Here is a 13,012-nt window from a genome sequence, read left to right as displayed (position 1 = left end):
ACCTCGCCCGCGTGGGCCAGCACGCCGACCCCGAGACGATCCGTGGCCTGATGCGGGAGCTGGGCCTGGTCCCCTGCCAGCCGCGCCCGTGGCGTCCCACCACCACCGTCGCCGGGGACGCGGACACCACCCCTGACCTGCTGCTGCGGGACTTCACCTGCGACACCCCGGCCACCAAGCTCGTCGGCGACATCACCTCCATCAAAACCTGGGAAGGATGGCTGTACCTGGCCACCGTGCTCGACTGCCACACCAAGCAGGTCATCGGCTACGCCATGGCCGACCACCTCAAGACCACGCTGGTCACCGACGCCTTGGCGATGGCCGCACCCACCATCACCCTCCAGCCCCGAACCACCATCTTCCACAGCGACCGCGGCTGCCCGTACACCTCTCAAGAATTCGCCGACTACACCGACACACTCGGAATCCGCCGCTCCCTTGGCCGTACCGGGACCTGCTACGACAACGCCTGGGCCGAATCATTCAACGGAACCCTGAAGAATGAACGGGTCAACCGGACCGTCTACCCGACCCGAGAACACGCCCGCGTTGACATCAGCTCCTATATCGAACTACGGTACAACAACAATCGGCTCCACTCCGCTCTCGGCTACATCACCCCCAACGAAGCCCAGCAAAAATGGTGGCAAGCCAACCCGGCAGCCTAACAACCAAGAACTCCACTGTCCGGAATCCGACGGGCTCCTCATTCTTGGCCGATTCGTCATGAGATTGCTAGCGGGGCGGCGCAGGCGCGGGAACTCTGGCCCCGACGTTCCTGGTAGCGAGTTTGTGGGCTTCACGAACGAGTCATCGATCGTGACGAGTGGCTCGTCCCTTCTGAACGCCGGTTCTACCGCACTCGACACAACTCAAGCTTCGAGACATGCGGCCATTCCCTACAAGACCGGCAGCCAGGCTTCAGTTCAAGCCTCCAACGAGGAGGCCCCAACGTGACAGGTCGGCGAAGCGGGCCGCCGTACTTCGACACTCCGCTGCAGAAGGCCAGTCTGGCTGTCGTCGTCATCACTAGCACCGCTTTTGCACCGGTAGCTGCCGGATACAACTACCCGGGTTCCTTGGTTGTCCTCGGAGTGTGTCTGCTCGCCGCGGCCGTGATCGCAGTGCTCGTAATCATCAAGAGGTTTCGGACCGGTTCGTGGCAATAGCGCCTCCGCCTTCCGGTGGAGACAGATAAGGACACCGTCTATCCCGTAGCTACAGCAGGCGAATCTCCGAATGGCGGTGGCTGGCCTCCCCCCGCTGTCCGCTGGTCCTGCGGCTGACCGTCGCGTCAAGGGCGGCTAGCGCCGTCCCTCCGCAAGCTCCGGGCAAACCCTTGACCCGCCGCCCGGCCGCACGGGATCGCAGCTATCGGGGGGCGGCCGGGAGGTGGTGGCGGTTGCCTCAGCCCTCAGTGCCCGCGCGGAAGTTGGGGGCGCGCCAGCCGAGTCTCGGACCCCACGTGTCGATGGCAGTGATCGGCCCGGCGCTGAGCCGGCCGGCGCGGTAGTCGGTGCCGTCGAAGTCGGTTGAGATCACCTGACCGTTGCCCAGGCTGAGGGCGACGTGACCGGCCGGGTTACCCGACCGCCAGAACACCGCGAGGGGCACGGACGTGCCGGCGGTCTTGGGCCGGGGGCGTTCCAGTGCGCGATCGCTGGCTTTGCTGGTACCGATCCCCTGGCTGGCCAAAGGCCTGCAGTACGTCGTCCTGGGGTCGGACGACGAACACACCGCCTACCGGATCACCTACAACACGACCCACACCGTCTACACCTACCTGCAGTGGCTCGACCTGCTGTTCGTCGTCCTCGTGGTCCCGTCGATCCTCGCGATGGCCCCTCGTCTCGCGCCGCGGCGCTCCACGTCTGGCGACCGCGGCGACGGTCGTCATGGGCGGTGGGTTCCTGATGGTCCTGCCGCTCAACATGAACGGTGACCAGCTCGCGTGGGTAGCCGCGCGGCACGCGCTCGACCCCGCCGTGATCGGCTCCTTCATCGACGCCGCCGGTAGCGACCCCCGGACGAGCGTGGGCGTGCTCGGCTTCCTGGTGGCCATCGTCATCGGCTCGATACTGATCGCCCTGGCGCTCTGGCAGAGCCACGCCGCCGCGGGCTGGGCGGCCGCGCTGGTCGGGTTCGCCGGTGCCACCCACGTCGTCATCGGCATCCTCGGGCAGTCCGTCCTTTGCGCCGACGTGGGGCACGTCGTCGTCGGGGCGGGACTGGTCGTCCTCGCCGTCGGATGCACCGCGGTCAGCCGACGGCTGCTGACGCTGAGCGACGACGAGCTCGACCTGCCCCCCGCGGTTCCGTTGAGCGCTCAGTCCTCCGGCAGTTCCTGACCGGGCGGTGTCCTCGGCCGTGGACCCGGGCCGCCCTAGGATCGACGAGGTGAAGCGCGCCCTCGCCGCCCTGGTCCTCGGATTCGCTGCTGTGCTGGCCTTGCCCAGCGCTGCGTACGCGGACGAGGACGACTGGTCCATCCCCCGCTACGACGTCAACGCGACCGCCGCTCCCGACGGCGCCGTCGACGTCCAGCTGGACTTCGACTTCGACTTCGCTGGTACCGAGGGCCACGGCCCGTACGTGACCCTGCCGCTGCGCCAGGAGATCGCGGGCGACCCCGACCACTACCGCAGCTTCTCCATCACCGACATCCGGGCGTCCAGTCCCAGCGGGGCCCCGGCCGGGGTGGACACCGAGACCGACGGCGGGGCGCTGGCCATCAAGGTCGGGGACGAGGACGTCGAGGTCGAGGGTCGGCAGAGCTACCAGCTGGCGTACCGGATCACGGGTGTGGTCAACCCGGGGGTGGGTGCGGCCGAGGAGGACGAGATCTTCTGGAACATCATCGGCTCGCAGTGGGAGGTGCCGCTGAGCGACATCACCGTCACCCTCACCGGCCCGGCTGAGGTGGGCCGCTCCGCCTGCTTCGTCGGCAAGGTCGGCTCGACGACGGGCTGCGACCAGGCCGCCGCGGGCGACCGTACCGCCACCTTCCGCCACGGAACGGTCGAGCCCGGTGACGGGCTGACCGTCCTGGCCGACTGGCCCGCAGGCACCTTCGTCGACGCGGCCCCCGTCCTGGTGCCCCGGCGCAACCTCGGGAACACCTTCACCCTGGACCCGCTGACCGGCACAGCCGCCGGAGCGGTGGCGCTGCTGGGTGTGGCCGCCCTGCTCCAGCAGGTCCGGCGGCGCGGCCGCGACCAGCAGTACGTGGGACTCACCCCCGGGCTGACGCCGACCGGCGCGGCCGCCGGCTCCACCTCCGTCCGGGACCGGCGAACACCCGTGGCGGTGCAGTTCAGCCCCCCCGCCGGCGCCCGGGCCGGTGAGCTGGGCACCCTGGTCGGCGAGGTGGCCCACCCGCGGGACGTCACCGCCACCATCGTCGACCTGGCCGTCCGCGGCTACCTGCGGATCGAGGAGCTGCCCGCCGACAAGTCGGCCGGAACCAAGGCCAAGACGAAGGCCAGGTCGTGGCGGCTGGTCAAGCTGGCCGATGTCGACGACCAGCTGCTGTTCCACGAACGCCTGATCTTCGTCGAGCTGTTCGCCAACGGTAAGGAGGTTGAGCTCGACAAGCTCGGAGAGTCGTTCACCGGGGCAATGGGAAAGACCCAGGCCAAGCTCTACGAGGCGGTCACCGAGCGGGGCTGGTTCAGCGCCAACCCCCACTCCGTCCGATATCGCTGGTACGCGATCGGGACGGCGCTGTTCGTTGTCGGCGCGGTGCTGGCGCTCGTGCTCGCCCTGACCCTTGGCTGGGGCCTGATCGGCGTGGCCGTCGCCCTGGTCGGCCTGGTGGCGCTGCTGCTGGCTCGCCGGATGCCGGCCCGGACGGCGGACGGTACCGCCGTGCTCGCGCAGGCCCTCGGCTTCAAGACCTACCTCGAGACGGCCGAAGCCGACCAGCTGCGGTTCGAGGAGGGCGAGGACATCTTCTCCCGCCACCTGCCCTACGCCATCGCCTTCGGGGTGGCCGAGCACTGGGCCGCCGTGTTCGCCGACCTTGCCGCCCGAGGAGCCTGGGTGCCAGAACCCACCTGGTACGTCGGCGCCCCGTACGGGCTGTTCGCCGCCGGCGGCTCGGGCTTCAGCGATTCCCTCGGCGCCTTCTCCCAGTCCGCGACCTCGTCCATGACCGCGTCCACCTGGGGCAGCGGCGGCGGATCCGGAGCGTCCGGCGGTTTCGCCGGCGGCGGAGTCGGCGGTGGTGGCGGTGGCGGCTGGTGAACCCGCGGGGACCGAGCCGCCCTCAGTCGAAGGACGGAATGAGCCGCTCGGCGCGGTAGCGCTCGAAGAGAGCCAGGAACGAGTCCAGGGTGCGGTGGTGCGTGGTAAAGCCGGCCAGCCGGCTCTTGCTCATGTCGGTGACGACCTCGATGTCGCGGCCCAGGTCGGCGTCGGTGTGCCACCACGAGGCCAGCCGGCCGAGGTCCGGCTCGACCAGGTCGTGCCGGGCGACGACCTCAGCCCAGACCGGGCCGGCGTCGGCCATCTGCTGCTCGAGCGGTCGGGGCTGGCCCTCGAAGGCAGCCGGCTCGACCCCGAACCAGGCAGCCAGCCGCGGCCACATCCAGCGCCAGCGGAAGATGTCGCCGTTGACGATGTTGAAGGGCTCGTCCGCTCCGGCCGGGTTGGTCGAGGCCCAGATCATCTGCTCGGCGAGCACGGTCGCGTCCGTCATGTCGGTCAGCCCGTTCCACTGGGTCTCGCTACCCGGAAAGACGAACGGGGTGCCCGTGTGCCGGCTGATCGAGGCGGCGACGGCCAGGGTCAGACCCATGTTCATGGCGTTGCCCACGGCGTGGCCGAGCACGGTGTGCGACCGGTGCACCGACCAGGTGAACCCCTGCGCGGCGGCAGCGGCGAAGAGCTCGTCCTCCTGAGCGTAGTAGAAGTTCGGCGCGTCCAGCCGCGGCTCTTCCTCCCGGAAGGGGGTGTCCGGCATCGGGCCCTGGCCGTACGCCTCGAACGGGCCGAGGTAGTGCTTCAGACCGGTCATCAGGGCCACGTGAGCCAGCGGAGCAGGTCGCAGGGCGGCGAGCAGGTCGCGCACCATGCCGCCGTTGACCGCGATGTTCTCGGCCTCGGTGTCCTGGCGCAGCCAGGCAGTGAAGTAGACGTGGGTGGGCCGTTCGTCGGCCAGCGCCCGCGACAGCTCCTCGGCCGACGTGAGGTCGGCGGCCACCCAGCGCAGACCCTCACGCTCAGGACCGGGGCGGCGGGCCAGGCCGGTGACCGGCCCACCCTCAGCCAGCAGCTGGTCGACGATCGCCCCGCCGGCGATCCCGGTGGCCCCGACGACGAGGGCGGACCGGTCAGCTGTCGGGGTCGTGTTCATGGGGGTGCAACCTCGGGCGGTGCTGAGAATTCCACTCCGCGCCTCGGCTGCCGGGACCGAGCCGGAGCAAGATGCTCACGACAGGCCCGTAGCCGTGCAGGTTGCTACCGCTCGCGAGACGGCGACGGGTGCTCGGCCTCGACCGCCCTGAGGGGCACCGGCAGGGCCACCCACCGGCGAAGGATCGCTCCTAGGGTGGGCGGCATGGCAGTGCTGAACCGCGACAAGGCGCGCGACCTCCTCACGACCCGATGGCAAGACGTACCCCTCGCGTGACGGGCACCCTCGCCGCAGCCACCACCGCCCGAAGGGACGTCGTCCCCGACGGCCCGCACGCGCGGACCGTGATCACCATCGCCTCGATGGGGTTCTTCCTGATCACGTTGGACATCTCCATCGTCAACGTCGCGCTGGCCAAGATCCGGGCTGAGCTGGGTGGCGGCACCACCGGTCAGCAGTGGGTGATCGACGGCTACACCTTGGTCTTCGCTGCGTTGCTGCTGTTCGCGGGGAACCTGTCGGACCGGGTCGGCGCCAAGCGGGCCCTGGCCCTCGGCATCGTCATCTTCACGCTGACGTCGGCGGCCTGTGCGGCAGCACCCAGCGCCGCCCTGCTGATCGCGGCCCGCTGCGCCCAGGGCGCAGGTGCGGCGGTCATGCTGCCCGCCTCGATGGCCCTGATCCGGGAGGCCTTTCCCGATCCTGACCGCCGGGCCCGAGCGCTCGGCATCTGGGCCGTCGGTGGCGCGGTGGCCGGGCTGCTCGGCCAGCCGCTTGGCGGACTGCTGACCACGTACGACTGGAGGTGGGTGTTCACGATCAACCTGCCGGTCTGCGTCGGCATGCTTGCTTTCCTCGGTGTGGTCGCCCGGTCGCCGACCCGGTCCGCCCCGTTCGACTATGCCGGCCAGGTGCTCGCGGTCGTCGGGCTGTCGACGCTGGTCTACGGGCTGATCGACGGCGGTCACGCCGGGTTCACGTCCCCGCTGGTGCTGTTGGCGTTGGCCGTGGCGGTCTTGGCGCTGACCGGCTTCGTGCTCGTGCAGTCCCGGGTGGCCCATCCGATGATGCCGTTGGACCTGTTTCGGGCGCACGGTTTCCGGCTGGCGCTACCGGTCGGGTTCGCCTTCATGGTCGGCAACTTCGGCAACGTCTTTGTCGTCAGCATCTACCTGCAGCAGCACCTGGGCCTGTCCCCGTGGCACGCGGGCCTCGTCTTTCTGCCGTCGGCCTTCTTCGCGATCGCCGGCAACCTGGCCAGCGGCCCGATCACCAACCGCTTCGGCGCCCGCGTCCCGGTCGTCGTCGGCTTGTCCGGCATGGTCATCGGGCTGGTCGCCCTCGCGATCACCACGCCACTCGGCCTGCCCCTGCTCACGGCCGCGTGCGTGATCCCGATCGGCGCCGGGGGTTCCTTGGCGATGCCGTCGGTGACCAGCGTCGTGCTCGAAGGTGTCCCCGCCGAGCAGGCAGGAACCGCCAGCGCGGTGTTCAACACCTTCCGTCAGGTCGGGGGCGCGGTCGCCATCGCCGTCTTCGGCGCCCTGATCGCCAACCCCGACCACATCGATCGCGGGCTGCGCCTCAGCCTCGGCAGCGCCGCCCTCCTCCTTCTCCTCGCCGCCCTCAACAGCCTCCGCATCCGGCCCCGCGCCGACGACGCGGGCTCAGCCGCACCCTGACGTCGGGCCCAGAGCTCACCTGCGGCTGAGGAAGCCGCCCACTACCGAGAGGAAGACCATGTCGGACGTCATCATCGTCATCGGACCCGGACTGATCGGCCAGGCCATCGCCCGCCGGGTCGGCGTGGCGAAGCGCGTCCTGCTCGCCGACGTACGCCGGGAGAACGCTGCGGCCGCCGCCGAGGTCCTGGGCAACGCCGGCTACGACGTGAGCGTCGCGACCGTCGACGTGTCCTCCCGAGCAGCCGTGCACGCGCTCGTCGAGACCGCCACCGGTCTGGGCGAGGTCACCGGTCTGATCCACGCCGCCGGCGTCTCCCCGTCACAGGCCCCGCCGGCGACGATCCTGCGGGTCGACCTGTACGGCACCGCACTGGTGCTGGAGGAGTTCGGGAACGTCATCGCCGCCGGTGGCTCGGGCGTGGTCATCGCGTCGCAGTCCGGCCACCGTCTCCCGCCGCTCAGCCCCGAGCAGAACCAGGCGCTGGCCACCACGCCCGTCGACGACCTGCTCGATCTGTCGTTCCTCCAGCCCGACCAGGTGACCGACCCCCTGCAGGCGTACCAGATCGCCAAGCGCGGCAACTCCCTACGCGTGATGGCAGAGGCGGTCCGCTGGGGCCGCCGAGGCGCGCGGGTCAACACGATCAGCCCCGGCATCGTGATCACCCCGCTGGCCAAGGACGAGCTGACCGGTCCCCGCGGAGCGGGCTACCGCCAGATGATCGCGTCGAGCCCGGTGGGCCGCGCGGGGACACCCGACGAAGTGGGCAGCGTGGGCGCGCTCCTGATGGGTCCGGACGGCGGGTTCATCACGGGCAGCGACATCTTGATGGACGGAGGGGTGACCGCCGCCTACTGGTTCGGGGAGCTGCCCGAGGTTCAGTAGTCCGCAGTCTGGGCGGCTCGTTCGCGGCGACGCTGCTGATCATCGTGTGGGCGCCAACCCCGACCGGCCTCGCGCTGCGGAAAGCCCGTCGCGAACGTGGCGATCCTGACCCAGTCCGGCGTCCCGGGCCTTGACGATGGCCACGGCGCAGTAAGCAAGGTGGAGCTTCACCAGGATCATGGAGACGTTGGTGGCGACGGTGCAGACGCGGACCGCTTCGACGCCGTCCGCCGCCTCGACCGCCCGTTCGCGCATCGAGGCGAGACCGACCCGGCGTGCCAGGTGTCGAGGGAAATGCCGTCGTCGTCGACGGTGAGGACGACCGTACGCCCGCTCGTGGTGACGGAGCGCACGAAGAACGCGACGGTTTCCCCAAGATGCGGGAACGGGTTCCCGGCACCGCGTGAGGCGGTGCTCGGGGGGCGGGCGGGCGCTGGCCGCGACCGTTGGGGCACCACCACACACCGGTGGCATCCAACCCAGTGAAAGGACTCCCTCACCGGAGTCCTCACGTGGGCGGCGGTCGCGATCACCCCGTTTCATGGGTCTGGTCGCCATCGTCGTCGGCTCGATCCCGATCGCTCTCGCGCTCTGGAGGAGCCACGCCGTCGCGGGCTCGGCGGCCGCAGAGGTCGGGTTGGGCGGTGCCACCCTCATCGTGATCGGCATCCTCGGGCAGTCGGTCCTGGGCGCCGACGTGGGGCACGTCGTCGTTGCGCGGGACTGGTCGTCCTCGCCGTCGGATGCACGGCCCTCAGCCGAGGGCTGCTCACGATGGGCAACGACGAGCGCGACCTGCCCGCCCTCGTTCCGTTGAGCACGGAGCTCTGCTGAGGGGTCGATGACCCTATCGTTGACTGATCAACCTTGGACTGGTCCGGTCCTGCAGATCCGGCACCAGCCACCGCCCCAGGAGAGCCGCCATGAGGTTCCAGGTCCTCGACATCCTTCCCGCGCTGACGAACCCGGTCACCGGGCGCCAGGTCCGACCCGACGAACGGCTGGCGCAGGCGTTGACGTCCGCCCGCTACGCGGAGGCGTTCGGCTACGATGCCGTCGCCCTCGGGGAACGCCACGCCGGCGCCTTCCTCAGCGCCGGGTCGAGTGTGCTGCTCGGAGGAATTGCGGCCACGACCACACGGGTGCGGATCCAGACCGGGGTGTCGGTGCTCTCGATCCACGACCCGCTACGGATCGCTGAGGACTTCGCCACCATCGACCAGGTCTCCCGCGGTCGCCTCGAGCTCGTGATCGGCAAGGGCAACGAGCGGCGTCAGCTGCCCATGTTCGGCATCGCCGAGGGCGACCAGTGGGAGGCCCTGGCCGAGAAGTACGCCCTGCTGCGCCGCCTGTGGCGCGAGGAGAGCGTCACCTGGTCCGGCCGGTTCCGCGGACCGCTCACCGAGGTCACCAGCCTCCCCCGCCCGTACGCCGGAGCACCTCGCGTCTGGCACGGCTCCGCCACCAGCCACGCGTCCGCCGACCTCGCTGCGCAGTGGGGCGACCCGCTCTTCTCCGCCAATGCGATCCAGCCCCGAGACAAGTACACCGTCCTGATCGACCGCTACCGCAGCGAGTACCGACGTCATGGGCACGACCCGCGCTACGCATTCGTCGGGGCCGGTGCTGGCTTCCTCTACCTCGCCGACACCACCCAGGAAGCGCGCGACGCGTTCGGTCCGACGTACGAGCAGATCGTGGCCTTCTTCAACCGACCCGGCAACCACACCCCCGGCAACGCGATGGGCTTCGACAGCATCGACGACGCGATCGCCTACGGTCCCGCCCTGGTCGGCAGCCCGCAACAGATCACGGAGAAGATCCTGTGGTGGCACGAGGCTTTCGGCCACGACCTGCAGTCGTTCAGCCTGCCCACGATGATCCCGCACGAACAGCAGCTCGCCATGCTCGAACGCCTCGCTGCGGAAGTCATCCCGGCCGTCCGAGCCGCCGCGCCCACCACGCTGTGGACCGACGAGGACCCCTACGGGGGTCGGCCGGCCGTTCACGGCCGCTCCGTTCCCGACGCCGCCGGTCAGATCAACCCGGGCTCAGGCGTCACCAACGTCCGCTGAGTTCGGGGGTCCGCAGGAAGCTGCTCGTCGTCGTGGACGAACGGGTTGAGGATCTGGCGGCGCCACAGGAGAACTCGACGATGCGCAAAGCGCGGGCCACACTCGTGCGCGCGATCTCGTTCGCGCACAGTCGCGCATCCGTCAGGCGTTCAGCCGAGCTGGATGGAGCGTTTGGACAGGCCCAGCCAGAAGCCGTCGATGATGTCCTGTTGGGTGTTGAGCTCGCTGAGCGAGGCGCCGAGGGTGACGAACAGCGGAGCGAAGTGCTCCGTACGCGGATGGGCGGCGCGGGCGGCGGGCGCCTTGTGCTCAAAGTCGAGAAGTGCGTCGAGGTCCTGGCTGTTCAAGGCGCGGCGTCCCCAGTCGTCGAACTCAGCCATCACCGACATCACCCGGTTGTCGGGGCTCATGGCCCGCAGGTTGTGGGTGAAGAAGCCACTCCCGACGATCAGGACGCCCTGGTCGCGCAGCTCGGTCAGCCGCTGGCCGATCGTGAGCAGCTCCCGCGGGTCGAGGCTCGGCATCGACATCTGCAGCACCGGGATGTCGGCTTGGGGATACATCTGCACGAGGGGGACGTAGGCGCCGTGGTCCAGACCGCGGTCGGGCACGTCCTGGACCGACACCCCGGGACCGGACAGCAGCTTGCGGACCTGAGCCGCCAGCTCAGGGGCGCCCGGTGCTGGGTAGGTCACCTCGTAGTAGCGCTGGGGAAAGCCCCCGAAGTCGTAGACCAGGGGAACGGTGGTGGTGGCGCCGAGTGCGATCGGGGCGTCCTCCCAGTGGGCCGAGATCATCAGGATGGCCTTGGGGCGCGGCAGGTCTTTGGCCCACGCGGCGAGCTGGCCCGGCCAGATCGGGTCGTCGGCCAAGGGCGGCGCGCCGTGGCTGAGGTAGATCGCGGGAACTCGAGCCGAGCTGGCGGTTGGACTGGTAGTGCTCACGTGGATCGCTGTCCTTACTGACGGTGAAGTTCGGCTACCGGTGACGAGGTCGTCGCAGGCTGCGTTCCTCCCGCGGGCGGGAAGTCGACGGGTACGTCGGTGGAGATGGAGACGATGGCTGCTTCGACGGTAGCGGGGTGAAGGTGTCGACGGTGGCCAGTAGTCGAAGGAGGACGTCAGGTCGGGCCCGGGCACGACCTCACCCTTGCGGCTCACCCTCACTCGCTCCCTGTCAGACGACGGCCTCTAGCAGCGACGCCGGCCGGACGCGGGTCCCCCGGACAGCCGGCCCGGCCGAGACCGGAGCCGGAGCGTCCCGACCGCTCGACTTCGCGTCCGTGGTCGAGGGAGTCTGGTCGCCGCCGAGCTGTCGTCAGCCGCAGCAGGCGGTGCACCTCCCCACAGACGGGGAGGCATGCTCGTCCTCTCAGCGGCCAGCCTCCAGGCCCTCCGACAGCCACCACTTCGCCGCGTTCGGTACCCAGTCGATCGTCAGATGACTGAAGCCACGACGGCGCGGCCCTGAGGCTCGTGGTCGCGTGGCGGCAACCCGAGGATCCAGCATCGGGTTCCCCACGTCTCGCCGCCGCCACTCGTCCCGGTGGTTGGGGGCAGACCAGGATGTCCTGCCACCTCGACACCTGTTCCGCGAGGCGCGCGTCGACGTTCATGCCGACGTCGTGGCCACGCCATCCGGGCCGCCTGGACCTGATGGACCCACTCCGGTGAGGTCAGCTGCCCGAACCGTCGAGTCCGCCACCACGCCGCCTCTCGTTCTGACCATCTCGTCGAAGTCCTCAGGACGTCTCGTTGGTGCGCTCACGACCCTCCGTCGCGGCAGCGGCGTCCTCGCCGGCTCGGTTGACGACTCGTCGGAGGGTGGTGGCGATGATGATCGAGCCGGCGACGAAGGCGAGGCCGACGAGGGGGATGGCGCCGACGCTGAGGACGCTGATGGTGGCTCCCCCGACGGTGGCGCCGGCGGCGAAGCCGGCTTGGGCGAGGAGGACGCCGATGCTGGTGGCGGTTTCGGGCGCTCGGTGTCCGGTGAGCAGGACGGCCTGTTGGTAGACGACGACGGTGGCGGCCATGCCGATACCCCAGAGGGCGATGCCAGTGAGGACAACGGCGAGGTGCGAGCCGCCGAGGAGAAGGACGGTGAGGCCGGCGGCCACCACGCAGGGGGCAACGACGAGGGCGGCGGGGACCGACCGGCTCGAGATGCGGCCGATGAAGAGGGTGCCGACGATCCCGCCGACGCCCAGGAGGAGCAGGGTGAGGCTGGTCATGGAGGTCGGGAGCCCGACGACGCCCAGGTAGGCCTCGATGTAGGTGAGGACGACGAAGTGGGCCAGCATCACCAGAGACCAGCCGACGGCGACGCGCAGGACACCGGGCTGGCGGGCGGTCTGCCGCAGGCTGAGCGGCTTGTGCACCTCCACGCGAATCTTGGGCACCAGGAAGCTCATCAGCACTCCGGCGACCGCGGCGAGGCCAGCCGCGCTGAGGAAGGTGACCCGCCAGCCGAAGGTGTTGCCGATGAGTGATCCGAGCGGGGCGCCGAGGGCGGCTCCGAGGGCAGTGGCGGTGAAGACGACGGTGATGGCCTTGCCGGCGTAGCGGGGACCGGCGATGCGGATCACGACGGCGGGGAACAGGGTGCAGATCACGGCGTAGGAGGCCCCGCCGACGAAGCGGCCGAGGTCCGCAAGGGTGAGGTCTGGGGCGAGGGCGACCGCGAGATTGCTGGCGACGAAGACGATCATCACGACGTTCAAGGCGGTGCGGCGGGCGAAGCGGATGGCCAGTGCGGTCAGGGGCAGGACGAGGAGTGCGTTGCCGAGGGCGTAGCAGGTGGTCATCGTGCCGACGGCGACCACACTGACGTCGAGGTCGGCGGCGATGGCGCCCAGCAGTCCAGCGGGGCTGAGCTCGATGGCCACGGCGAGGAACCAGGTGAAGCCGAGGACCACGATCGGCAGCCATGGGAAGTGTTCGGGTTGAACCTGTGCCGGGTCGGCCGCTGGCGTCGACATCGGAGTCAGGTCTTCGGTCGTGGTCAT

Annotated in this window: 13 protein-coding genes; 8 read left to right on the top strand and 5 right to left on the bottom strand. The window is 69.8% G+C overall.

The genetic code is table 11. The annotated features are described in order from the left end of the window. Positions 1–671: IS3 family transposase (locus tag ACFE76_RS19065; protein ID WP_375433363.1), on the top strand; the 671-nt coding region annotated here is incomplete at its 5' end. Positions 672–1,410: 739 nt separating this feature from the next. Here ACFE76_RS19065 and ACFE76_RS19060 read toward each other — a convergent pair. After that, positions 1,411–1,617: a hypothetical protein gene (locus tag ACFE76_RS19060; RefSeq protein ID WP_375433362.1), complete on the bottom strand. Its 207-nt coding sequence runs from the start codon at positions 1,615–1,617 to the stop codon at positions 1,411–1,413. 4 nt (positions 1,618–1,621) lie between these two features. Here ACFE76_RS19060 and ACFE76_RS19055 point away from each other — a divergent pair, with 4 nt between their 5' ends. From ACFE76_RS19055 to ACFE76_RS19045, 3 genes are read left to right on the top strand one after another with little or no spacing between them, the layout of a single operon-like run. After that, positions 1,622–1,945: a hypothetical protein gene (locus ACFE76_RS19055; RefSeq protein ID WP_375433361.1), complete on the top strand. Its 324-nt coding sequence runs from the start codon at positions 1,622–1,624 to the stop codon at positions 1,943–1,945. Further along, positions 1,917–2,351, top strand: a complete 435-nt coding sequence (locus ACFE76_RS19050; RefSeq protein ID WP_375433360.1) for a hypothetical protein — start codon at positions 1,917–1,919, stop codon at positions 2,349–2,351. Before ACFE76_RS19055 ends, ACFE76_RS19050 begins: the two co-directional genes overlap by 29 nt. A 49-nt stretch (positions 2,352–2,400) precedes the next feature. Continuing rightward, the gene (locus ACFE76_RS19045) at positions 2,401–4,248 is read left to right on the top strand and encodes a DUF2207 domain-containing protein (protein WP_375433359.1); all 1,848 of its coding nucleotides are present in this window, start codon (positions 2,401–2,403) and stop codon (positions 4,246–4,248) included. A 22-nt stretch (positions 4,249–4,270) separates the two neighbouring features. Here the strand turns inward: ACFE76_RS19045 and ACFE76_RS19040 are convergent, their stop codons facing one another. Further along, a complete protein-coding gene (locus ACFE76_RS19040; RefSeq protein WP_375433358.1) occupies positions 4,271–5,359 on the bottom strand; it encodes an SDR family oxidoreductase in 1,089 nt (362 codons plus the stop codon). 272 nt (positions 5,360–5,631) lie between these two features. Here ACFE76_RS19040 and ACFE76_RS19035 point away from each other — a divergent pair, with 272 nt between their 5' ends. Both ACFE76_RS19035 and ACFE76_RS19030 read left to right on the top strand, forming a co-directional pair. Beyond that, positions 5,632–7,041 (top strand): MFS transporter, encoded by a 1,410-nt coding sequence (locus tag ACFE76_RS19035; protein WP_375433357.1) that lies wholly within the window; start codon positions 5,632–5,634, stop codon positions 7,039–7,041. A 58-nt stretch (positions 7,042–7,099) separates the two neighbouring features. Then, positions 7,100–7,930: an SDR family oxidoreductase gene (locus tag ACFE76_RS19030; protein ID WP_375433356.1), complete on the top strand. Its 831-nt coding sequence runs from the start codon at positions 7,100–7,102 to the stop codon at positions 7,928–7,930. 39 nt (positions 7,931–7,969) lie between these two features. On the opposite strand, the gene ACFE76_RS19025 is transcribed toward ACFE76_RS19030, so the two are convergent. After that, entirely contained in the window at positions 7,970–8,185 is a 216-nt protein-coding gene (locus tag ACFE76_RS19025) for a hypothetical protein (protein ID WP_375433355.1), read from the bottom strand. Between the two features lie 286 nt (positions 8,186–8,471). On the opposite strand from ACFE76_RS19025, the gene ACFE76_RS19020 reads away from it, so the two are divergent. Both ACFE76_RS19020 and ACFE76_RS19015 read left to right on the top strand, forming a co-directional pair. Further along, positions 8,472–8,747, top strand: coding sequence for a hypothetical protein (locus ACFE76_RS19020; RefSeq protein ID WP_375433354.1), 276 nt, complete (start codon positions 8,472–8,474; stop codon positions 8,745–8,747). A gap of 106 nt (positions 8,748–8,853) precedes the next feature. Beyond that, the gene (locus ACFE76_RS19015) at positions 8,854–10,005 is read left to right on the top strand and encodes an LLM class flavin-dependent oxidoreductase (protein ID WP_375433353.1); all 1,152 of its coding nucleotides are present in this window, start codon (positions 8,854–8,856) and stop codon (positions 10,003–10,005) included. 149 nt (positions 10,006–10,154) lie between these two features. Here the strand turns inward: ACFE76_RS19015 and ACFE76_RS19010 are convergent, their stop codons facing one another. Together ACFE76_RS19010 and ACFE76_RS19005 are read right to left on the bottom strand one after the other, a co-directional pair. Then, the gene (locus ACFE76_RS19010) at positions 10,155–10,949 is read right to left on the bottom strand and encodes a dioxygenase (RefSeq protein WP_375433352.1); all 795 of its coding nucleotides are present in this window, start codon (positions 10,947–10,949) and stop codon (positions 10,155–10,157) included. Positions 10,950–11,746: 797 nt separating this feature from the next. Next, complete coding sequence (locus ACFE76_RS19005) at positions 11,747–13,012, bottom strand: MFS transporter (RefSeq protein WP_375433351.1); 1,266 nt, start codon at positions 13,010–13,012, stop codon at positions 11,747–11,749.

This window comes from uncultured Friedmanniella sp., from assembly GCF_964244005.1.
Lineage (GTDB): Bacteria > Actinomycetota > Actinomycetes > Propionibacteriales > Propionibacteriaceae > Microlunatus.
Note: the sequence above shows the minus strand (reverse complement) of the source record. Positions and strands in the feature narration are given on the sequence as shown.

Coding starts and splice junctions, on each gene's coding strand:
- ACFE76_RS19040 (WP_375433358.1), bottom strand. CDS start 5,359: ATGAACACGACCCCGACAGCTGACCGGTCCGCCCTCGTCGTCGGGGCC.
- ACFE76_RS19025 (WP_375433355.1), bottom strand. CDS start 8,185: ATGCGCGAACGGGCGGTCGAGGCGGCGGACGGCGTCGAAGCGGTCCGC.
- ACFE76_RS19005 (WP_375433351.1), bottom strand. CDS start 13,012: ATGACCACGACCGAAGACCTGACTCCGATGTCGACGCCAGCGGCCGAC.
- ACFE76_RS19020 (WP_375433354.1), top strand. CDS start 8,472: ATGGGTCTGGTCGCCATCGTCGTCGGCTCGATCCCGATCGCTCTCGCG.
- ACFE76_RS19050 (WP_375433360.1), top strand. CDS start 1,917: ATGGTCCTGCCGCTCAACATGAACGGTGACCAGCTCGCGTGGGTAGCC.
- ACFE76_RS19030 (WP_375433356.1), top strand. CDS start 7,100: ATGTCGGACGTCATCATCGTCATCGGACCCGGACTGATCGGCCAGGCC.
- ACFE76_RS19015 (WP_375433353.1), top strand. CDS start 8,854: ATGAGGTTCCAGGTCCTCGACATCCTTCCCGCGCTGACGAACCCGGTC.